The sequence below is a fragment of the Clostridium lacusfryxellense genome, from assembly GCF_018861735.1.
In the GTDB taxonomy this organism is placed as follows: Bacteria; Bacillota; Clostridia; order Clostridiales; family Clostridiaceae; genus Clostridium_AD; species Clostridium_AD lacusfryxellense.
Genome location: NZ_JAHLEB010000007.1, coordinates 1 through 20,980 on the forward strand (window position 1 = coordinate 1; position 20,980 = coordinate 20,980).

At 32.1% G+C, this 20,980-nt stretch carries 21 protein-coding genes and 1 other annotated feature (1 of these 22 cut by a window edge); of the genes, 15 read left to right on the plus strand and 6 right to left on the minus strand.

Annotated elements, in window-relative coordinates; genetic code table 11:
- Positions 1-98: 98 nt before the first annotated feature.
- Entirely contained in the window at positions 99-383 is a 285-nt protein-coding gene (locus KPL55_RS06010) for a hypothetical protein (RefSeq protein ID WP_216305800.1), read from the plus strand.
- Positions 384-625: 242 nt separating this feature from the next.
- Complete coding sequence (locus KPL55_RS06015; RefSeq protein ID WP_216305801.1) at positions 626-2,212, plus strand: hypothetical protein; 1,587 nt, start codon at positions 626-628, stop codon at positions 2,210-2,212.
- Positions 2,213-2,246: 34 nt separating this feature from the next.
- Here KPL55_RS06015 and msrB read toward each other — a convergent pair whose 3' ends face one another.
- Positions 2,247-2,702, minus strand: a complete 456-nt coding sequence (msrB, locus tag KPL55_RS06020) for a peptide-methionine (R)-S-oxide reductase MsrB (RefSeq protein ID WP_216305911.1) — start codon at positions 2,700-2,702, stop codon at positions 2,247-2,249.
- A 323-nt stretch (positions 2,703-3,025) separates the two neighbouring features.
- On the opposite strand from msrB, the gene KPL55_RS06025 reads away from it, so the two are divergent.
- The 3 genes from KPL55_RS06025 to KPL55_RS06035 all read left to right on the plus strand — a co-directional run bounded on the left by KPL55_RS06025 (position 3,026) and on the right by KPL55_RS06035 (position 7,957).
- Positions 3,026-5,023: an oxidoreductase gene (locus tag KPL55_RS06025; protein ID WP_216305802.1), complete on the plus strand. Its 1,998-nt coding sequence runs from the start codon at positions 3,026-3,028 to the stop codon at positions 5,021-5,023.
- Positions 5,024-5,132: 109 nt separating this feature from the next.
- Positions 5,133-5,720 (plus strand): TetR/AcrR family transcriptional regulator, encoded by a 588-nt coding sequence (locus KPL55_RS06030; RefSeq protein ID WP_216305803.1) that lies wholly within the window; start codon positions 5,133-5,135, stop codon positions 5,718-5,720.
- Positions 5,721-6,313: 593 nt separating this feature from the next.
- A complete protein-coding gene (locus KPL55_RS06035) occupies positions 6,314-7,957 on the plus strand; it encodes an ammonium transporter (RefSeq protein ID WP_216305804.1) in 1,644 nt (547 codons plus the stop codon).
- Between the two features lie 105 nt (positions 7,958-8,062).
- On the opposite strand, the gene gdhA is transcribed toward KPL55_RS06035, so the two are convergent.
- A complete protein-coding gene (gdhA, locus tag KPL55_RS06040; protein ID WP_512699264.1) occupies positions 8,063-9,418 on the minus strand; it encodes an NADP-specific glutamate dehydrogenase in 1,356 nt (451 codons plus the stop codon).
- 608 nt (positions 9,419-10,026) lie between these two features.
- Between gdhA and KPL55_RS06045 the strand changes: the two genes are divergently transcribed.
- The 10 genes from KPL55_RS06045 (at position 10,027) to KPL55_RS26310 (ending at position 17,749) form a co-directional block, all read left to right on the plus strand.
- On the plus strand, positions 10,027-11,262 hold the full coding sequence (locus tag KPL55_RS06045; protein ID WP_246599322.1) for an ammonium transporter: 1,236 nt from the start codon (positions 10,027-10,029) through the stop codon (positions 11,260-11,262).
- A gap of 50 nt (positions 11,263-11,312) precedes the next feature.
- Entirely contained in the window at positions 11,313-11,675 is a 363-nt protein-coding gene (locus tag KPL55_RS06050) for a P-II family nitrogen regulator (protein ID WP_216305806.1), read from the plus strand.
- A 375-nt stretch (positions 11,676-12,050) separates the two neighbouring features.
- A complete protein-coding gene (locus KPL55_RS06055) occupies positions 12,051-12,314 on the plus strand; it encodes a hypothetical protein (RefSeq protein ID WP_216305807.1) in 264 nt (87 codons plus the stop codon).
- Between the two features lie 17 nt (positions 12,315-12,331).
- Entirely contained in the window at positions 12,332-13,909 is a 1,578-nt protein-coding gene (locus tag KPL55_RS06060) for an ammonium transporter (protein ID WP_216305808.1), read from the plus strand.
- A gap of 11 nt (positions 13,910-13,920) precedes the next feature.
- On the plus strand, positions 13,921-14,286 hold the full coding sequence (locus KPL55_RS06065; protein WP_216305809.1) for a P-II family nitrogen regulator: 366 nt from the start codon (positions 13,921-13,923) through the stop codon (positions 14,284-14,286).
- 150 nt (positions 14,287-14,436) lie between these two features.
- On the plus strand, positions 14,437-15,333 hold the full coding sequence (locus KPL55_RS06070) for a fumarylacetoacetate hydrolase family protein (RefSeq protein WP_216305810.1): 897 nt from the start codon (positions 14,437-14,439) through the stop codon (positions 15,331-15,333).
- 340 nt (positions 15,334-15,673) lie between these two features.
- A complete protein-coding gene (locus KPL55_RS06075) occupies positions 15,674-16,840 on the plus strand; it encodes an amidohydrolase (RefSeq protein WP_216305811.1) in 1,167 nt (388 codons plus the stop codon).
- 56 nt (positions 16,841-16,896) lie between these two features.
- Positions 16,897-17,163 (plus strand): hypothetical protein, encoded by a 267-nt coding sequence (locus KPL55_RS06080; RefSeq protein ID WP_216305812.1) that lies wholly within the window; start codon positions 16,897-16,899, stop codon positions 17,161-17,163.
- A complete protein-coding gene (locus tag KPL55_RS06085) occupies positions 17,141-17,593 on the plus strand; it encodes a DUF134 domain-containing protein (RefSeq protein ID WP_216305813.1) in 453 nt (150 codons plus the stop codon). Before KPL55_RS06080 ends, KPL55_RS06085 begins: the two co-directional genes overlap by 23 nt.
- A 33-nt stretch (positions 17,594-17,626) precedes the next feature.
- Entirely contained in the window at positions 17,627-17,749 is a 123-nt protein-coding gene (locus tag KPL55_RS26310; protein ID WP_281418813.1) for a hypothetical protein, read from the plus strand.
- Positions 17,750-17,837: 88 nt separating this feature from the next.
- Here KPL55_RS26310 and KPL55_RS06090 read toward each other — a convergent pair whose 3' ends face one another.
- The 4 genes from KPL55_RS06090 to KPL55_RS06105 all read right to left on the minus strand — a co-directional run bounded on the left by KPL55_RS06090 (position 17,838) and on the right by KPL55_RS06105 (position 20,707).
- On the minus strand, positions 17,838-18,065 hold the full coding sequence (locus tag KPL55_RS06090; RefSeq protein ID WP_216305814.1) for a thioredoxin family protein: 228 nt from the start codon (positions 18,063-18,065) through the stop codon (positions 17,838-17,840).
- A gap of 30 nt (positions 18,066-18,095) precedes the next feature.
- Positions 18,096-19,112, minus strand: coding sequence for a permease (locus KPL55_RS06095; protein WP_216305815.1), 1,017 nt, complete (start codon positions 19,110-19,112; stop codon positions 18,096-18,098).
- 44 nt (positions 19,113-19,156) lie between these two features.
- Positions 19,157-19,516: an ArsR/SmtB family transcription factor gene (locus KPL55_RS06100; protein WP_216305816.1), complete on the minus strand. Its 360-nt coding sequence runs from the start codon at positions 19,514-19,516 to the stop codon at positions 19,157-19,159.
- Positions 19,517-19,663: 147 nt separating this feature from the next.
- Entirely contained in the window at positions 19,664-20,707 is a 1,044-nt protein-coding gene (locus tag KPL55_RS06105; RefSeq protein ID WP_246599323.1) for an aliphatic sulfonate ABC transporter substrate-binding protein, read from the minus strand.
- A 204-nt stretch (positions 20,708-20,911) separates the two neighbouring features.
- Positions 20,912-20,980, plus strand: a binding site (T-box leader); it runs 166 nt beyond the window's last position.

Consider the following 20,980-nt stretch of genomic DNA (forward strand, 5'->3'; position numbering starts at 1 on the left):
GTAATAATTTGATTAGTAAAAAAGCAAATAACCAGTAGATAATTATTAGTATTATAGTTATAATTTGACTTAGGAATGCAGTTTCATAAAGCTATATTTTGACGCACTACACTTATATTAATGCACCGGAGGATGTTTTTGCAATAATTGCTTCTAGATATGCAGAGGAAGAAATAATTACTGTGGATGAAATGGCTAAAGATTGTGTAGGTGAATTTTTAAATTTAAATAATGGATTGTATCTTGTAGGTATGTCTAATGATGGAATAGAATTAGACATGGAGCCTCAGAGTGAATTTTTTGACAAAACAATTTATTCTACATATGTACTTCCGATACAATTACCTTTTGGAAGGGTAGAACTTATAATATCTCATTTGTAATATAAATAAATTAGCTATAGTAAATATAACAGCTAAGAAGCCTAAATTGCTTCTTAGCTGTTATATTATTTATATTAAGTTTAAATGAAGCATGGCCTAATTAAAAGCGAATATATTTGAATATAGTATAGGAACAGGATATAATATACTAAACATAATATATATTATTTATATATTTAAATAGATATATATTATGTTTAATATATATTATATATAGTTATATAAATATTTGGAGGTCACAAATGATTTGCATAAGTTGTAAGAATGAATTCACTAATATTAACGGATTAAAATTTTGCCCATATTGCGGAGAGAAAATAGATGGAAAACTAAATTTAGAAGGTGAAGAAAATCCTATTAGTACTGGAGAAGTTGATGCAGAAAGCATAAATAAATCGGACGTAAATAAAAAAGAACGTCAATTTACACAAGCCATGCCTGTGATATCACAGAAAGACATAAATAAGTATAAAAGAGATAAAATTTTTGCAACTTTTAAAAATACATTTATAAAAATGAAAGTAATTGTACCTATACTATTATTGCTGGCAATTATAGGGATAGGAACGTTTGTATACGCATTTTTTATTGTTAAGCCTGTAAATGATGCGCGTATAAAGGATGACTTGATAGGGAAGGTAGTTACGCTTCCAAAAGGGACAAGTATAAAAATAGATAAGGATAACATTGAAAGTTTTAGTATAAAGAGTAGGAATACAGAAAAGAGCAAGGATAACATAAAATTAGCAGTAACATTTAACAATGGTTATGTTGAGGCCAAAACAATTTTATCACTAGTATACTTAGATGAAGGCAAAAATCAATGGAAGGCTAGTGGAGGAATTGTATTAGATAGCCTTACTTCATTAAAACCTGTTGTAGGTATGGACGAGGTTAAATTCAAAACTGATTTAAAGAAGTTGAGTATTCCTATATCAGATGCAACAGTGACATTAGGTGATCAAGTTGTTAAAAAGCTTGATATTTCGCTCAGAACACCGGAACTAGAAAACTCAAAAGAAGAAATTTTGGTGTCAACGTCTATAGACAGTGGAATTATATCGTCTACGGGAACGATAAAGTGTAATCTTGTTTTTGAAAATGAGAAGTGGTCTATTGATACAATTGATAAAAATGGTATTCAAAAAGATGATATAGAGAACTTTAAATTAGTAATATCGAAAACTTTTTCTGATGAAACAGTTGTTAAGATTATAAGTGAACATGGACTTTCTGAAACGGTAGTTTATCCAAATCTTTTCGATGGCAAAGGTTTTATAATAAATGATAAATTTACTAAAAATATAAAAATAATTAATAAAAAATTTGATTCACAAAAAAATACATTAACTGTTACAGCTAACAGACAAAATTCAGCAGGAGAAATTAAATCAGTATTATCAACTGATTATACTTTCTCAATGTCATTTAATAAATTGTCATTTTTAAGTGGGTCAAAAACTACAGTTGATAGTGGAACTGTAGCTAATATATCAAAAGAAAAAATAATATCTACAATTGAAAGTGCTGAAATTCAAGGGAGTAATTTATTATTTTGGTGGTCTAATAGCCATAAAATAACGACTGAAGAAGCAAAGACTTTTAAAATAGATAAGACAATATCAAAAAAAGGATCACGTAATATAAAATATGTTTATGGAAGTATCGATTACGTCGATAAGAAAAAGAACGAAAATAAAAACACATCTTTTGTAGCACTATATTTTCTTGTTTATGATGTAGATAATGGTTACAATTGGAAGCTAGACAAACTATATGGTGAGGATTCACCTAACTATGATGTGTATAATAAGGAAAATGAAAATTAATAAGAAATAAGGGAATGAATTAATATTCATTCCCTTATTTCTTGAATAATTCTAAGTAATTACCGTATCCTTCATCCTCGAGTTTGGTAACAGGTATAAATTTAAGTGATGCGCTATTTATACAATATCTTAATCCACCTTCAGAGAGCGGACCGTCGTTAAATAAATGCCCTAAGTGACTATCTCCATACTTGCTTCTAACTTCAGTTCTCATCATTCCATGTGATACATCTTTATTTTCTTTCACATTCTCATCTTCTACTGGTTTTGTAAAACTAGGCCAACCGCAGCCTGAATCAAATTTATCAATTGATGTAAATAATGGCTCTCCGCTGTTGATGTCTACGTAAATTCCTGCTTCTTTATTATTCCAAAATTCATTTTCAAAAGATCTTTCCGTTCCGTTTTCCTGAGTTGTTTCAAACTGAACTTTAGTTAAAACCTTTTTTAGTTCTTCTTTACTTCTTTTAGTATAAACTTTTTTATCCATATTAAAACCTTTTTTATCCATATTAAACCTCCGATTATAATAAATATATAAATTTATGTTATTTGTAATTATACTCTTATATTTTATTGTATCAATTTATACGTATTATATACTAAAAACACTGTAAATAATAGGGCAAATATCTTAGAAATATAGTATTAGGTTTAGTAATAATCTTTTAATGTAGACAATATTATTTATAAAATGATGAAGATAAATTTGACGTATAGTACTTTATCTAATATAATAAAATTAATGGTTTACTGAATGCATTCAGTGAATTGATTATACAGACTTATAATTAATAATTTGGAGGGGTTAAGATGACGCATAAATACAAAAAGTTATTTGAATCAATAAAAATAGGATCTTTAGAAATAAAAAACAGATTTGTTATGGCACCTATGGGTCCGTTAGGCTTATCAGATTCTGAGGGCGGATTTAACCAGCGTGGTATAGATTATTACGTTGCCCGTGCTCGTGGAGGTACTGGTTTAATAATTACAGGTGTAACATTTATAGATAATGTAATTGAGGAACATGGTATGCCTAATTGTCCTTGTTCTACTCATAATCCTGTTCACTTTATACGTACAAGCCGTGAGATGACTGAACGTATACATGCATATGATAGTAAAATATTTCTTCAAATTAGTGGTGGATTTGGAAGAGTTACTATCCCTACTAACTTAGGTGATTTTCCACCAGTTGCTCCATCTCCCATTCAACATCGCTGGCTAGATAAAACTTGTAGGGAACTCACAAAAGACGAAATACACACTATTGTTAAACAGTTTGGTGAAGGAGCATATAATGCAAAACGTGCAGGGTTTGATGGCATTCAAATACATGCAGTGCATGAAGGCTATCTTATTGATCAATTTGCAATGGAGCTTTTTAATAAGAGAACAGACGAATATGGTGGCTCTTTAGATAATAGATTAAGGTTTGCTAGAGAAATTGTGGAAGAAATTAAGAAAAGATGTGGAGATACGTTCCCTGTTACTTTAAGATATAGTGCGAAAAGTTTTATTAAAGGCCTTCGCGATGGAGCTTTGCCGGGCGAGGTATTTGAAGAAAAGGGTAGAGATATTCCAGAAGGCATAGATGCAGCAAAATTACTTGTATCCTATGGGTATGATGCATTAGATGTTGATGCAGGTTCTTATGATGCATGGTGGTGGAGTCACCCACCGATGTACCAAGATAAAGGTCTTTATATTCCATTTGCGAAAATAATAAAAGACGTTGTAAATGTACCTATAATTTGTGCAGGGCGTATGGACAATCCTGATTTAGCAATGAGTGCTTTAGAGGATGGAGCCTGTGATATGATTGGTCTAGGTCGACCACTGTTAGCTGATCCGGATTATGTAAATAAACTTCGAGTAGGCAATGTACAGGATATTAGACCATGCTTGTCTTGCCATGAGGGCTGTATGGGACGTATTCAGGAGTATTCAGCTTTGAATTGCGCTGTAAACCCAGCAACTTGCAGAGAGAGAGTGGCGACACTTATCCAAGCAGCTAAAAGCAAAAATGTTATTATTATAGGTGGTGGGGTTGCCGGTTGTGAAGCCGCAAGAGTTCTTGCTCTACGTGGTCATAGACCAGTAATTTATGAAAAAACTAGTAGTCTTGGTGGGAATTTAATACCTGGTGGAGCACCGGACTTTAAGGAAGATGATTTAGCATTAGTTGCTTGGTATGAACATACACTTAAGCAATTAAATGTTGAAATAAAGTATAATTCAGAGGCAACTGCTGATATTATAAAAAGCAGTGGTGCAGAGGCTGTAATTATAGCAACTGGATCAAAACCAAAAATATTTGATCTAGGAGATAATAATAAGGTTTTCACTGCAGCTGATGTATTAGTTGGTAAGGCGACTCCTGGTGATAATGTAGTAATTATTGGAGCGGGATTAGTTGGATGCGAACTTGCATTATGGCTTGCGCGTAAAGGTAAAAAAGTCACTATTGTTGAATTACAAAATAAAGTACTAGCGGTCAATGGGCCCCTTTGTCATTCTAATTATGATATGCTTGAAAAGTTAATACCTTATAATGGTGTGGAGGTATTAACGTCATCAAAGGTTGTTAAAGCAACTGAAAATGGTGTACTGGTGGATACAAATGGAAGCAGGTACGAGATTTTAGCAGATACTGTTGTTTTAGCTGTTGGATACAGTGCAGAAAAATCTCTTTATGAAGAGATTAAATTTGAAATTAGTGAGCTACACTTAATTGGAGATGCTAGGAATGTTTCAAACATAATGTATGCAATTTGGGATGCGTATGAGGTTGCATCTAACCTTTAATATTTACTTGTTTTTCTAAATAAATTAAAGTATTATCTATATGTGAATTAAAATAGAAGCCTTGTTTAAAATGGCTTCTGTTTTAAACTTATTATGAGGTGATTATGATATGATTAAAATAACGAGCCGTACAAAACAGGCTGAGACAACTAAAAATAAAATTTATGAATGCGGAGTAAAACTTATACGTATTAATGGGTTTGATGGGGTTACGGTTGAGCAGATTGCTAAAGAGGCAGGGGTCAGTGTAGGCACATACTATTATTATTTTGAGTCAAAGTTTGAGCTCTTGCGTGAAATTTTTAAGCAGGCAGATGATTATTTCCTAAAAGAAGTTAAAGGGCATTTGAAGGCAGAAGATTTTAAAGGTCAAATTGTAGAGTTCTTTGGAAAATATGCTGATTTTAATTATCTAAATGGATTAGAGATGGTAAAAAAACTATATACTTGTGATAACAAAATGTTTAATATCAAAGGACGCGCTATGCAAAACATATTAGAGGATATTATTAAAAATGCTCAAGTTAAAGGTGAATTTTCTAATACTTACGTAGCTACTGAGATAACGCGTGTACTTTTTGTTGTAGCACGTGGGATAGTTTTTGAGTGGTGCCTTTTTGATGGAGAAATAGATTTGAAAAGTGAAATGGAGAAAATTATATCTAATATGGTAGTAGGATATATGTTTATTAAGTAAATGAGTATAAAACCTTTGAGATAGTTTTATTCGTATGTTATACAATGATGCTATTTTTATTGCAATTGTTTTATATATGTCACAAAGTAAATTTTTTTAGTTGTGGGTATACATCTGTAATATCTAAAATGACTCGTCAATAAATGTAGTTTATGTAAAAAACAATATTATCTTAAATCTAGCATAATAATATATGCTAGATTTTTTTATTTCCTTTTGCAAACTAATATAAAGAAAACTAACACTAAAAAATATTATAATATAAAAGGTTTAACAATAAATGGTGTTTGATGTTAAGCATACATTCATATTTGCTGAATATATTTCTAAAAATATAATAAATAAAATTATTAAAGTTCGTAAAAGCCTTTCATATAGCCAATTTTATAAATATATGAAATAAATAGAAAGATTCAAACAATTGAATGCTTGACAAAAGAACAATTATAATTTAATATTATATAAATCGTACAAGTAAACGCGATATGGAGTTTTTATAAACCTTTGGTACTACTATTTAAAAGAAATTATATTATACGAGGACATGTATTCAAATATTTTAGGATACATGTCGTAAATTAGGGGGGATTTTTATGTATTCATCAGTAGATACCATATGGGTTCTATTAGGAACGGTTTTAGTATTTTTTATGCAAGCAGGATTCGCAATGGTAGAGACCGGATTTACTAGGGCAAAAAATGCAGGAAACATTATAATGAAAAATTTAATGGATTTTGCAATAGGAACTATTGTATATTGGATTTTAGGTTTTGGACTTATGTTTGGAGCTAGTAAGTATGGAATTATTGGATCACTAGATTTCTTCGTAAAAGGTGATTATTCATCAACTATTCCAACATATGCATTTTTAATTTTTCAAACAGTGTTTTGTGCAACGGCTGCTACTATAGTATCTGGAGCAATGGCAGAAAGAACTAAGTTTATCTCTTACCTGATATATTCTGCTGTAATTAGTGCAGTTATATATCCTATATCAGGTCACTGGATATGGGGTGGCGGATGGTTATCACAACTCGGTTTCCATGATTTTGCCGGATCTACAGCAGTTCACATGGTTGGTGGTGTTGCAGCTTTTGTGGGAGCTAAAATTCTTGGAGCTCGTATTGGTAAATATGATAAAAATGGGGACGCTAAAGCGATTCCAGGTCATAGTGTTACACTTGGAGCTCTTGGAGTATTTATACTTTGGTTTGCATGGTTTGGATTTAATGGAGGGTCAACTGTATCTGCAACTGGTGACGCTACTATAATTTTAATGAGTAAAATATTTGTTACTACAAATATATCGGCAGCAGTAGCTACAACGGCTGTAATGATTATAACTTGGATTCGTTATAAAAAGCCGGATGTTTCAATGACTCTTAATGGCTCGCTTGCAGGCCTTGTTGCAATAACTGCTGGTTGTGATGTAGTATCTCCAGTTGGTGCATTTTTTATAGGTTTAATTGCAGCATTTGTAGTTGTATTTGGAATTGAATTTGTAGATAAAACTTTAAAAGTTGATGATCCAGTTGGTGCAATTGGAGTTCATGGAATGTGTGGTGCTACAGGTACATTATTAGTAGGTTTATTCTCATTAGATAAAGGATTATTTTACGGACATGGTGCTAGCTTTTTAGGAATTCAATTAATTGGAGTTCTATCTGTAATGGCTTGGGTTGCTATAACTATGACAATTGTATTTAAAATAATTAAAGCTACTGTTGGCCTAAGAGTTTCTAAAGAAGAAGAAATCATAGGTCTTGATATTGAAGAACATGGATTAATGAGTTGTTATGCTGACTTTATGCCAATAACTGCAGAATTTGCTACACCGGTATCCGAAGCAATTCCTGTTAGAATTGAGAAGGGTGATGAAGTTTCAGATGGCAAGGTAAGACAAGTAGTGGTAGTGATGAATCAAAACAAATTTGAGATATTTAAATCATCTATGGAAGCAATAGGTGTAACTGGTATGACGGTTATAAATGCTCAAGGCTGTGGAATGCAAAAGGGAAATACCGAATTCTACAGGGGTGTTGAACTTGAAATGCAACTACTTCCAAAACTTAAGGTTGAGATAGTGATTGCCGAAGTTCCATTAGAATTAGTTATTAATACTGCTAAGAAGGCTTTATATACTGGAAACATCGGTGACGGTAAGATTTTTGTATATAATGTAGAAAAAGTTATAAAAATTAGAACAGGTGAAGAAGGAGTAGATGCTATTAAATAGTTAGCTCCATGAATTAGAAAATATTACAATATTGATAATAAAAAGATCAAGAATGGCTAAGAGTCATTCTTGATCTTTTTATTACGCCATAAAAACAATTAAATATTAGTACGCTATTCCTTGGGAATACATAGCGGTAGCTACTTTAATAAAGCCTGCAATGTTAGCTCCTGCAAGTAAATTACCTTCAAATCCGAATTCTTTTGCTGCATTACTAGATTTTATATAAATATCTGACATTATAGCCTTTAATTTATCATCAACTTCTTCAAATGTCCACGAGTATCTTATACTGTTTTGTGACATTTCAAGTGCTGAGGTAGCGACCCCACCAGCATTAGCTGCTTTTGCAGGTCCGAAAAGTACTTTGCTTTTTAAAAATTCTTCAATTGCTTCTGGAGTCGACGGCATGTTTGCACCTTCTCCAACTGCTATACAACCATTTGCTATAAGAATTTTTGCAGATGATCCATCTAATTCATTTTGTGTAGCGCAAGGAAGTGCAATATCGCATTTTATTTTCCAAATTCCTATACAACCTTCATGATACTCTGCTGTAGGATGAAATTTAACGTATTCACTTATTCTTTTCCTTTCAACTTCTTTAATTCTTTTAACTGTATCCAAATTAATTCCGTTAGCATCATATATGTATCCACTAGAGTCACTTAATGCAACTACATTTGCTCCAAGCTGTATAGCTTTTTCTGCTCCATATATAGCGACGTTACCTGAACCTGAAATTACGACAGTTTTGTTTTTAAATGATTTGTCATTAGCTTTAAGCATCTCTTCAACAAAATAACACATACCATAACCGGTAGCTTCAGTTCGTGCAAGACTGCCGCCGTAAGAGAGACCTTTTCCGGTTAATACACCTGTAAATTCGTTTCGGAGTCTTTTATATTGACCATACATGAAACCAATTTCTCGGCCGCCAACGCCGATATCTCCAGCAGGTACATCGGTATCAGCTCCAATATGTTTTGAAAGTTCAGTCATAAAACTTTGACAAAATGACATTATTTCTCTATCTGATTTTCCTTTAGGATCAAAGTCGCTTCCGCCTTTGGCACCTCCAATTGGTAGGCCTGTTAATGAGTTTTTAAAAGTTTGCTCAAACCCTAGGAATTTAATAATGCTAAGATTAACTGATGGATGAAGTCTTAATCCGCCTTTATAAGGTCCGATGGCACTATTAAATTGGACGCGAAAACCTCTATTTACTTTGACTACGCCTTTGTCGTCAATCCAGGAAATTCTAAATATAATTTGTCTTTCTGGTTCTACAATTCTATCAAATATACCGGCATCCATCCACTCGGGATGAGCTGCAGCTACTGGTTCTAGCGACTCCAAAATTTCCTTTACTGCTTGCTGAAATTCTGGCTCATTTGGATTTTTATTAATTACTTGTTGTGATAAACCTGATAATAAATTCATTATATGGCCTCCTAAAATTATATAAATAACTATTATATTAGTTTTAAAATAATAGTTAGATCATTGATGAATTCAATTGTTTAAAAATTGAATTTATCTATTTGTATATTCTACCATTTTGATAACCTTATTACAACTTTTTTTAAAAGTAGAATTTGTTTATACTAAGTAGTGACAAGGGGTTGTGGTGAAGTGGTGGATAATAACTAATTAGTTCGAAATGATTTTTGTGAATCGTTTTATAAAATATGTTGCACAAATAAATTGCAATATATTTAATGGTCTTATATAAGTATATTTTTTTGAATGGACTCTAATGAGGTTATTAATAAGTTTTATATGGAATAATGAATTAATATTAAATGTTTTATGCAAAATATAAAATTTTATAATTAAATAAAATATATAAATAGATAAAATCGATGGAATAATAATATGCCTTAGGCTTAGAAAGCCTTTGATCAATGGAAAATAGAGATAGGATAATATAATTAACAGAACATTGAAAAACTTGACTTTTGTCGAAAAAGTAAGTAAAATGACATTTATAATAAATAAAAAATCATTGTAAAAACAATATGACATTATTTATAAGAAGAATTAATATTTAATTAGGGGGTATTATTATGAACGCAATAAATACAGCGGATACGTCATTTATAATTTTTGCAACGGCATTAGTAATGTTAATGACGCCGGGACTTGCTTTATTTTATGGTGGTATGGTTAGACGGAAAAATGTTCTTAGTACTACTGTTCACAGTTATGCAGCAATGGTGATTATATCACTTCAATGGGTACTAATAGGTTATACTTTATGCTTCGGAAAAGATATTGCTGGATTTATAGGCGATTTTCAATTTATTGGATTGCAGGGCGTGGGTTTTCTTCCAAATCCTGATTATGCAGCTACAATTCCGCAATCGTTATTTATGTTATTTCAGCTTATGTTTGCAATAATTACCCCAGCTTTAATTTCAGGAGCTATAGCTGAACGTATGAAGTTTATTGCTTTTGCTGTATTCATCTTATTCTGGTCACTAATTGTTTATGATCCGATAGCACACTGGGTTTGGGGTACTGGAGGATGGCTTAAAAATTTAGGGGCATTAGATTTTGCAGGTGGAAATGTTGTTCATATAAGTTCAGGTGTATCTGCACTTGTAGCAGCACTAGTAATAGGAAAGAGAAAAAAAATGAAATCAATTACTCCTCATAATATTCCTATGACACTTTTAGGCGCTGGCATATTGTGGTTTGGTTGGTTTGGGTTTAATGCAGGAAGTGCACTTGCTATAAACGGAGTGGCATTAAACGCATTTATTACAACTAATACATCAGCTGCGGCTGGTGCTATAGCTTGGAGCATATGTGAATTAGTTGTTAGAAAAAAAGTTACATCACTCGGCATTGCAAGTGGTATAATTGTAGGGCTTGTAGCAATAACGCCAGGAGCTGGTTTTGTAAGCCCATTATCCTCAATATTAATAGGAGGAATTGGAGGTACAATATGCTTCTTTTGTGTAACAGTTGTTAAACAAAAATTTGGATATGATGATGCATTAGATGCTTTCGGATGCCATGGAGTTGGAGGGATTTGGGGAGGCATAGCTGTTGGTATTTTCGCTTCAGAAGGTATAAATCCTGCTGGCGCAAATGGGTTGATATATGGTAATATAAAGTTGCTAGGAATTCAACTTATAGCAATTGTAGCAACTATAGCATATTCTGCAATAATGACATTTATAATATTAAAAGTAATAGGTAAATTTATGAGTTTAAGAGCAACAAGTGATGAAGAAATGGATGGATTAGATGTTTCGGAGCATAGTGAAGAGGCTTATGGTTCGATAGATATTTAGAGTAATTAAATTGTTAGCTTAACATTTATAAAATAAAAGGGGATATGAGCATGGATGAAAAATTTTCAAAAATTGACATTATTACGTCTTCGAGCAAGTTTGATGAATTAAAGGAAGCATTAAATGCAATTGGTGTTAGTGGCATGACTGTATCAAATGTATTAGGATGCGGAATTCAAAAGGGGCATAAGGAATTTTACCGAGGACTCGCTTTAGATATTAATTTATTGCCTAAAATCAAAGTAGAAATAGTGGTTTGTGATATTCCAACAGATTTAGTTGTTGAAACAGCAAAGAAAGTACTTCACACCGGGAAAATGGGTGATGGAAAAATATTTATATATGATGTGAAAAATATCATTAGAATCAGCAATGGTGCGGAAGGCCGGGATGCTCTTCGCTATAATGATTAATAAATTTAAATACCCATTAGTGAAGACGTAAAAACTAAATTAATTTTAGTTTTTACGTCTTTTTTATTTTTTTTAAATTTAGTTTTAATATAAAGCAAATATTTTTTATATAGTATACAATACCCGTTTTGATAGTTTTTACAATTTTACATTCATATTATATGATAATAAATAATAAAAGTTCCCGTTTTTATCTAAAAAGGTGTAAATACATAGAAAAATCTATTAAATATAAATAAATATGATTTATTTATAAAAACATATTGCAATTAACTGAAAACGTGATATTATAATAATTATATTATTAGTATAATTAAAAAATGGTAATTATAATATAAGTTTCTAAATTAAGTAAAACTTAAAAGGAGGGATTGTATGAAAAAAAAATACTTTATTTTGGTATTGATGGTTTTAAATAGTTTGATATTACTATCAGGATGTATATTTATCGCTTATAGCATATACTTCGAAATAAGTTTTAAAGTAATTAACACAAATGTTCCAGGTGCAATTGTTGGTCTAACAGTTTTATATTTTTCAGCCCGGTATTACAAAATGATTTTTAAATTAAAAGAGGACATAAATAAACAAAGTAATAGATTTTCTTGGTCAAACTTTAAAAAAATAAAAAAACAATAAAAATGGGGGGAGATAATATGAAAAAAATTAGAAGAGTTTCTTTAATTACTTTGCTAACTGTATTGTTATTAAGCATTTTTTCCATTGTTGTATTTGCGCAGGGTGGGGACCCAACTGGTATAAAATCTGCTACGGTAGATCAGATAACATCACAAATTGCGGGTAAACCCTCGCAGGATGAAATAATTACACAAATAGCAAAAAATAAATTGGCAGTTAACTATGTTTGGGTTCTAATGACCGGAATGTTAATATTCTTCTTCCAGTGTGGATTTGCAATGGTTGAAACAGGTTTTTGTAGGTCTAAAAATGCATTGCACACAATGGCAATGAATTTTATGGTATTTATTGTTGGCGCAATAGGATATTTTTTAGTTGGTTTTGCAATCCAGTTTGGAGGTGTAGGAGGCTGGGCATCACTTGGTTCAGGCCTTGCTACATTAAGTCATGAGGTAACTATTGGTGGATGGGGAATTCTTGGTACAAAAGGATTTGCACTTGCGAGTGGAGGTACTTATGATGTAGGGGTTTATGCATTATTTTTCTTCCAAATGGTATTTATGGATACAACTTGTACAATACCTACAGGATCAATGGCAGAAAGAGTTAAATTTTCAGTGTTTGTCATAAATTCTTTCTTTGTTTCAATGTTTTTTTATCCTTTATTTGGTAATTGGATGTGGGGCGGTGGTTGGTTATCACAAATGGGTGTGAAACTAGGCCTTGGACATGGGGCAGTAGATTTTGCAGGATCTGCAGTAGTACACTCCATGGGAGGCATGATGGCTCTAGCGGGGGCTATTGTTATAGGACCTAGAATTGGTAAGTTTAGAAAAGATGGTACGGCAGTTGCTTTTCCAGGACATGACATACCGATGGCGATAATTGGAACCATAATATTGTTTTTCTGTTGGTTTGCTTTTAATGCAGGAAGTACAACTAATGCTACTGATTTAAGACTCGCAGTAGTAGCGACAAATACAATGATAGCCGGAGCTGTAGGTGGATTTACATCAATGATGTATATGTGGATAAGGTATGGTAAGCCTGACCCATCAATGATGTGTAATGGTGCTTTAGCAGGACTTGTTGCAATAACAGCTCCTTGTGCTTTTGTAAATGGAATATCATCTTTTATAATTGGAATTATATCCGGCATACTTGTATGTATATCAGTAAGAGTGGTTGAGGATAAATTCAAGATTGATGATCCTGTTGGTGCTATCTCTGTTCACTGCGTTAATGGTGTATGGGGTGTAATTGCTGTAGGACTATTTGCGGATGGAACTTATGGTGATGGTCTTAACGGAGTTAAAGATGGAGTTATTGGTTTATTCTACGGTGGTGGATTCAGCCAATTGATAGCTCAATTAATATGTGTTGCGGTCTTGATAGTTTGGGGATTTGGACTGTCTTATGGATTTTACAAGTTACTTGACAAAACAATGGGACTTAGAGTATCAGCAAAGGCAGAAATTGAAGGTTTAGATATTCCGGAAATGGGTATGCTTGCGTACCCTGACTTTGCATTAGTTCCTGAAAATATTGAAATATCAAGTTCCGTAAAAGAAGGTAAACTAGGCAAAAAAAAATAGGAGGTTAGATGATGAATGATATATTTTCCAAAGTAGATATTATAACTTCTCCAAGCAAATTTGAAGAACTCAAGGAAGCTTTAAATGCTATTGGCATAAGCGGAATGACTGTTTCTAATGTCTTGGGGTGCGGGGTCCAAAAGGGACATAAAGAGAACTATCGTGGGTTAAGTATAGACATAAATTTATTACCAAAATTAAAAATAGAAATAGTTGTTTGTGGTGTCCCTGTAGATTTGGTTGTTGAAACAGCAAAAAAAGTATTACACACAGGAAATATGGGTGATGGAAAAATATTCATTTATGATGTGAAAAATATTATTAGGATTAGCAATGGAGCGGAGGGGCGTGATTCTCTTCGTTATGAAGAAGAGTAAAATTTAAAAATTAATAGTGATGGACCAACTTAATTGAATTAGTTGGTCCATTTTCTAATTAAATTAAAAGACTTTTTTGTTATTTGTTGTTATAATTTTATTAATACTTACCCACGAGATACAATATATATTGAGAGGAGTCTTATAATTATGAAATTTGTTCTATATATTAATGATAGTGAAGAAAAAGTAGGAATTGTTATTGGAGAAAAGGTTATAGCTATTAATGAAATATTTAAAGTTATAAGTAAAAACGTTGTTACTACTATGAACCAGCTAATAGAAGAGTTTGATGAATCTACTATATCTGAAATTGAAGCGGCAGTTAGTAATAATAATTTCAATTATGTACTACTTGATTCTATAAAATTACTTGCCCCAATACCGAATCCAAAAAGAAATGTATTTTGTCTTGGTAAAAACTATGTGGATCATGTGAACGAAATTAAAATGACAAAAATATCAGGGACTGGTATTCCTGAGTTTCCTATATATTTTACTAAGGTGGCATCCCCTGCAATCGGAAATTGCGATAATATTAAATTTTCTTATGAGGTTACTAGTGAAGTAGATTATGAAGTTGAGTTAGCTATAGTAATTGGTAAGGAAGGAATTAATATTAAGCCTGAAAACGCGGAGGAATATATTTTTGGATACACAATAGTTAACGATGTTTCTGCTAGAGATTTGCAAGGAAAACATACTCAGTGGTTTAAAGGGAAAGGGTTAGATACATTCTGTCCTATGGGACCATACATTGTACATAAGAGTGAAATTAAATTTCCGGTTGAGTTAAATATTCAGAGTAGAATTAATGGGGAATTAAGGCAGAATTCAAATACTAAAAAATTAATTTTTGACATACCTTATATAATCAGCGATTTATCAAAAGGACTAACTTTAAAGCCGGGGGATATAATTTGTACTGGAACCCCTAGTGGTGTGGGAATGGGATTTGTTCCTCATAAACTTTTGAAAAATAATGACGTTATAGAATGTTATATTGAAAATATAGGGAAATTAGTTAATAAAGTTGTAGTTGTTTAAGAAAATCGAATTATTATTATTATGTTGAGCAGTTAGATAACGTATTAATCGTTTATCTTGCTGCTTTACTTTGTTAGATAAATAGTTAAAAAATTACAAACTATAATAACAAAAGGCTATCAGTAGAGTATTATAATAATTATACTCAAAAATAAAATGTGTATTATTTACAAGGGAATTATTTTCAAGGAAATAATATATATATTATCATTATAAATATAGAATGTTTATGTAATTTAAGGAAAAGCTATGTTATACTATTGCTCATATACAAGAGCTTAAAAAAATGCGCACACACAAATTAAAGGTGTTCTTAAATAATTTAGAGGGGTTAAATTTTATGGAGAATGAAGCATTGCTTAAAATTACTAATAATTTAGAAGAAAAACTTATAGAAGTACGACATGATTTTCATAGACATCCAGAGTTATCAAATGAAGAAATTAACACAACAAAGACTTTACGTAAACTATTAAATGAGGCCGGTATTCGTATACTTGAGTTGCCACTTAAAACAGGATTAGTTGCAGAAGTAACAGGATTAAAAAAAGGACCTATTATCGCGATTCGAGGGGATATTGATGCGTTACCTATTATTGAAGAAACAAATTTAGATTATAAGTCAGAAGTTTTTGGGAAAATGCATGCTTGCGGTCATGATTTTCATACAACTGTTATTTTAGGTGCAGCTTATTTATTAAAACAGCAGGAATCGAACTTATCAGGAACGGTACGATTCATATTTCAACCTGCAGAGGAAACAGGAAAGGGTGCCGAAGATGTTTTAGCAACGGTTGCTTTATCAGGTGTTAAAGCTATTTTTGGATTGCATAGCGCACCCGATTTAGAGGTAGGTTCTTTTGGAACAAATGTGGGACCTTTGACTGCCGCAGTTGATCGTTTTGAAATTGAGATTAAGGGTGTCGGGACACATGCTTCATCGCCAGAAAAGGGAATAGACCCAATTATTGTTGCAGCTAATATAATTACAGCACTACAAACTATTGTAAGCCGTAGTGTTAGTGCATTTGATCAAGTGCTCGTTAGTGTTACGCACTTAAATAGTGGTAATACATGGAATGTAATTCCGACTACAGCTTATCTTGAGGGAACAGTGAGGACGGTTAATGCAAAGTCTCGTGAGTTTGTTCCTCAAAGAATGCGTCAAATAGTTAAAGGAATGGCTGACTCATTTGGAGCAACTGCTGAACTTAAATGGTATGCGGGGCCACCAGCAACAAATAACACAGCGCAGTGGGCGACTGTTGCATTAGAGGTAGCGAAGGAGCAAGGCTACGTTATTAAAAAACTACCTTCAACTCTAATTGGTGAAGATTTTGCATATTATCAAGAAAAAATACCGGGTGCATTTGTAAACATTGGAACCGGCGTGTCATATTCACTTCATCATCCTAAATTTCAAGTTGATGATGCTGCAATTCTGCCAGGTTCCAAGTATTTTGCGCAACTCTCAAAGCGAGTTTTGGATATACTAAGCCAAAAATAAAGTTGTAATCATATATGAATATTCAAATGCCATTTAAAGTGAGTTAATCATTTTAAATGGCATTTCAAGTTCAGTCAGACAAGGTTATTGTAGAAGTTACAAAGACAAGAACGCAAGGAGCGGAGAAAGACAGACCAAGTGGTACAGAAGGGAAAGATAAACCAACTGGAACACCACCAGAGATAAAATATTGTTATTTGACATTAATGAAAATCCGCTGTAAAATTTTATATAGCATATGCCACTCGAAAATAACATATAAAAATTCTAAACGGTATATGAAAAGTGAGGATAATATTTATGGCAAGACCAGTGAAGAATAGAAGAGTAGAGAATTTACCGGAATATACATACTTTGTACCTGCAGGAAGACGAAAATGTGAAATTCAGGAAATACTCATAAAGGTTGAAGAGTTTGAAGCAATGAGGCTTAAGGATGTCGAAGACCTAAATCAAGAAGAATGTGCTGAGCGAATGCTCGTTTCGAGACAAACGTTTCAAAATATAATCGACAGTGCAAGGAAAAAAATTGCTATAGCTCTAATAGAGGGAAAAGCAATAAATATAAGTGGTGGTAACTATACAAGAAATGTATGTCAATTTAAATGTTTAACTTGCTCTAATACCTACGAAATAAAATATGAAGAAGATAGAAAAGTTTGTCCTTCATGTGGTTCGAAAGAAGTAACTTGTTATAAACGAAATAGCTTTTGTCATGGACAATGTAATAAACAAATAGTAGACAGTAAATAGTTTTATAAATCAAAAGCGATTATTGTCTTAGTATTGAGTGAAAGTTTTGTTATCGAAACTATAGAAGATAAAAAGATAATTGAAGAATATATTAATGGAATCTTAGGAAATAAAGATGTTACTTGTAATCATCACAGGGAACACCATCACCAATAAACTAAAGGGGCACAAATGTGCTCCTTTTGATGTTCTTTTAGTGCATTAAAAAGCATAAGTTATTTTTAAAAAAATAGGTAAAACTTAATCATAAATATTTCTTAATTTCTTCTGCTGAGGGCACTTTTCCCATTATTTTAACTTTTTCATTTACTACTAGCGCCGGTGTTTTCATAACTCCATAAGCCATTATTTGTTTAAAATCAGTAACCTTTTCTATAGTTGCCTCAATACCTAACTCCTCTATTGCCTTTCTTGTATTTTCTTCTAGTTTTTTACAATTAGAACATCCTGAACCTAAAACTTTAATTATCATAATAACTCCTCCTTTAAAATTTATAATTATTTAAACAAGCAAAAATGAAAAGGCATTAAATAAATATCCTATTATAATTATACCTGTTGCAACTATAGCCACAAATATAGCTAATAATTTAGGTTTAACAACTTTACTAAGCATAATTATTGATGGGAGTGAAAGTGCTGTTACTGCCATCATAAAGGATAATACTGTACCGATACCTACCCCCTTTTGGAATAATGCTTCTGCTATTGGCAATGTGCCAAATATGTCAGCATACATTGGGATACCTACAGCCGTAGCTAGTAATACTGCAAAAGGGTTATTATTTCCGACTACATCCTCAATTATAGACTGGGGTATCCAGTTGTGAATTGCAGCGCCAATACCAACACCAATCAAAACATATAGCCAAACCTTATGGAATACATCCTTAACTTGCTGCCTTGAATAAGATATTCGATCTTTTCTTGTAAGTTCACCTACTTCAACATCCACATTTTCTATTTTTTTAACATAAGCCTCTACATAATCTTCAAGCCCTAATTTATCAATAATGGTTCCTCCCACCACTGCTAAAATTAGTCCTACAAGAACATAAGCTATTGCAATTTTAGCACCAAAGAAAGACGTTAAAATTAATAGTGATGCTAAATCTACTAAAGGTGAAGAAATAAGGAAAGAAAAAGTTATTCCGAGGGGTAGTCCCGCTGAGTTAAACCCTATAAATATTGGAATACTAGAGCAACTACAAAACGGTGTAATAGTTCCAAGTAATGCCCCTAGTATATTTCCCTTAATCCCCTTAATGTTACCAAGAAGTTTTTTAGTTCTTTCTGGTGGGAAATAACTTTGAATATAGGATATAAGAAAGATCAACACAGACAAAAGTATAAATATTTTTATAGTGTCATAAATAAAAAAATGTACGCTTCCACCTAATCTTTCTTTAATTGAATATCCGAATGCATTTTCTACTAGCCATCGAATAAGATTTGAGAGCCAATTCATTTTTAAAATCTCATTATTAAGCCAACTAAATATCTGTGATATTACATTCATTTTTGTCACCTACCTGTATAATATTTCGTATCATTAATGTCAATTTAGCTATTAGGGTTACATTTTTTTTTAAACATTTCCGCGTATTCATCACCTTTTTGAAGGTTTTCTAAATCACGTTGCAGCGTTAAGTGATTTTCTGAATTAAATATTATTTTCTCGAGTATCTCTTTAAGAAGAGTATTATCGTTGTCAATGTAATAGTATATAAATTGTTCTTGTCTTTCATCCTTTACAAAACCCATATCCCGAAGCTTACCTAGGTGCTTTGAGATTTTCGGTTGTGGTTCCTCTAATATTCCTTGAATCTGGCATACACATAGTTTTTTATGATATAGCAAGACTAATATTCTAAGTCTTGTTTCATCAGATAGTACTTTAAATAAATTCGTAAGTTTTTCCATTATTTTCACATCCTTTGAGTTAAATTAAATAATACTATACTTATATACGCATGTGGGTATATAAGTATAGTATTCCTTAGCAGAGCATTTGTCAACTATTTATTAACTGATTTTAATTTCAAGTATAAATCTATATTTTTGTATTAGTTATTTAATCTGTTCTAATCCTTTTTCCTTTAAAACTTTATTTAATATAGTTAGATTAAATAAATCCTTGGTGTCAGGATCTGATTTTAAGAAACCTTCGTTAACTGAAGATTTAACAAATTCAAGTACCGAATCATTTTCGGGATCATTTGTAACTGTTAGTCTTGCAAATGCAGCATCTAAAACATCTTTCGCTATTGATTTCTTAGTTAACTCTGTAATTTGTTTATTTACTATTTCTTTAGCTTTATCTGGGTTTTTATTAATATACTCTGTTACCTCTACATGGTTTTTTATGAAATTTTCAACTATTTCAGGATGATCTTTCTGAAATTCAGCTCTAACAACTACCACAGCGGTAGTATATTTTCCATCTCTAAATACTTCTTTGTAATCTAAAATAACATTTGCTCCAGCTTCTTTAATAAGTCTAGAACCCCAAGGTTCTGGTACTAAAGCAGCATCAATTTCTCCTTTTTGGAGTAGGCTTAAAATATCTGCGTTAGCAGCTTGGCGTACCTCGACAGTCCCACCCTTAGTTTTATCTTTAAGTCCATTATCTGATAATATTTTTCTAAGTGTTAAATCTTGAGTGTTTCCGAACTGTGGAACTGCGATTTTCTTACCACTTAAATCTTTTAAATCCTTAATTACTACTCCTTTTTTAGATACAAATATTGCACCTGCGTCAGTTGCTCCAGCTATAATCTGAATATCACCTTTAGATTTAGCGTAGGCATTAATTGCTGGTCCGGGTCCTATATATCCGATATCAATAGCTCCTGCAAAAAGTGCCTCAACTTCTGCTGGGCCAGCGTTAAATAGTTTCCAGTCTATTTTGTTCTCGGTTCCTATAGCCTTTTGAAAGCTTCCTTGATCCCTTACTACAAGGGCTTGTGAATGAGTTATATTTGGGAAATATCCAATTCTAACATTAACGGCGTTACCTTCGGATTTTTTGGATGAGCATCCCGCTAACCCCCCAAGGACTGAAATACCTACTAACATTGCTAATGAAAATTTGAAAGCTTTTGAATTTTTCAATTTAAATCCCCCTTATTTTTGATATAGTTTGAAAGATATAATACAATTCCTATAAAATAAGTATGTTTAGTTGTGTATGTAATGATTAATATATTAATACTTAAATAAAAATATGTCAATAGACATTAAAATTTTTTTTAATTAAGGTAAACAATAACAATATGGAGCATATAATAAAATATAACTAATCCGATATGAATACTAAAAGATACAATGAAAAAGGAAAGTAGTATGTAGCATAGGTTACAGAGAGGAAGTGTTGATGAAAGGCTT

What these genes read in the sequence shown, in the direction of transcription:
- KPL55_RS06090 (WP_216305814.1), bottom strand. Translation starts at nt 18,065, where the DNA reads ATGATAATTAAAGTTTTAGGTTCAGGATGTTCTAATTGTAAAAAACTA.
- KPL55_RS06050 (WP_216305806.1), top strand. Translation starts at nt 11,313, where the DNA reads ATGGATGAAAAATTTTCAAAAATTGACATTATTACGTCTTCGAGCAAG.
- KPL55_RS06030 (WP_216305803.1), top strand. Translation starts at nt 5,133, where the DNA reads ATGATTAAAATAACGAGCCGTACAAAACAGGCTGAGACAACTAAAAAT.
- KPL55_RS06070 (WP_216305810.1), top strand. Translation starts at nt 14,437, where the DNA reads ATGAAATTTGTTCTATATATTAATGATAGTGAAGAAAAAGTAGGAATT.
- msrB (WP_216305911.1), bottom strand. Translation starts at nt 2,702, where the DNA reads ATGGATAAAAAAGTTTATACTAAAAGAAGTAAAGAAGAACTAAAAAAG.
- KPL55_RS06100 (WP_216305816.1), bottom strand. Translation starts at nt 19,516, where the DNA reads ATGGAAAAACTTACGAATTTATTTAAAGTACTATCTGATGAAACAAGA.
- KPL55_RS06095 (WP_216305815.1), bottom strand. Translation starts at nt 19,112, where the DNA reads ATGAATGTAATATCACAGATATTTAGTTGGCTTAATAATGAGATTTTA.
- KPL55_RS06045 (WP_246599322.1), top strand. Translation starts at nt 10,027, where the DNA reads ATGAACGCAATAAATACAGCGGATACGTCATTTATAATTTTTGCAACG.
- KPL55_RS06035 (WP_216305804.1), top strand. Translation starts at nt 6,314, where the DNA reads ATGTATTCATCAGTAGATACCATATGGGTTCTATTAGGAACGGTTTTA.
- KPL55_RS06085 (WP_216305813.1), top strand. Translation starts at nt 17,141, where the DNA reads ATGGCAAGACCAGTGAAGAATAGAAGAGTAGAGAATTTACCGGAATAT.
- KPL55_RS06060 (WP_216305808.1), top strand. Translation starts at nt 12,332, where the DNA reads ATGAAAAAAATTAGAAGAGTTTCTTTAATTACTTTGCTAACTGTATTG.
- KPL55_RS06055 (WP_216305807.1), top strand. Translation starts at nt 12,051, where the DNA reads ATGAAAAAAAAATACTTTATTTTGGTATTGATGGTTTTAAATAGTTTG.
- KPL55_RS06075 (WP_216305811.1), top strand. Translation starts at nt 15,674, where the DNA reads ATGGAGAATGAAGCATTGCTTAAAATTACTAATAATTTAGAAGAAAAA.
- KPL55_RS06065 (WP_216305809.1), top strand. Translation starts at nt 13,921, where the DNA reads ATGAATGATATATTTTCCAAAGTAGATATTATAACTTCTCCAAGCAAA.
- KPL55_RS06025 (WP_216305802.1), top strand. Translation starts at nt 3,026, where the DNA reads ATGACGCATAAATACAAAAAGTTATTTGAATCAATAAAAATAGGATCT.
- KPL55_RS06015 (WP_216305801.1), top strand. Translation starts at nt 626, where the DNA reads ATGATTTGCATAAGTTGTAAGAATGAATTCACTAATATTAACGGATTA.
- KPL55_RS06080 (WP_216305812.1), top strand. Translation starts at nt 16,897, where the DNA reads ATGGCATTTCAAGTTCAGTCAGACAAGGTTATTGTAGAAGTTACAAAG.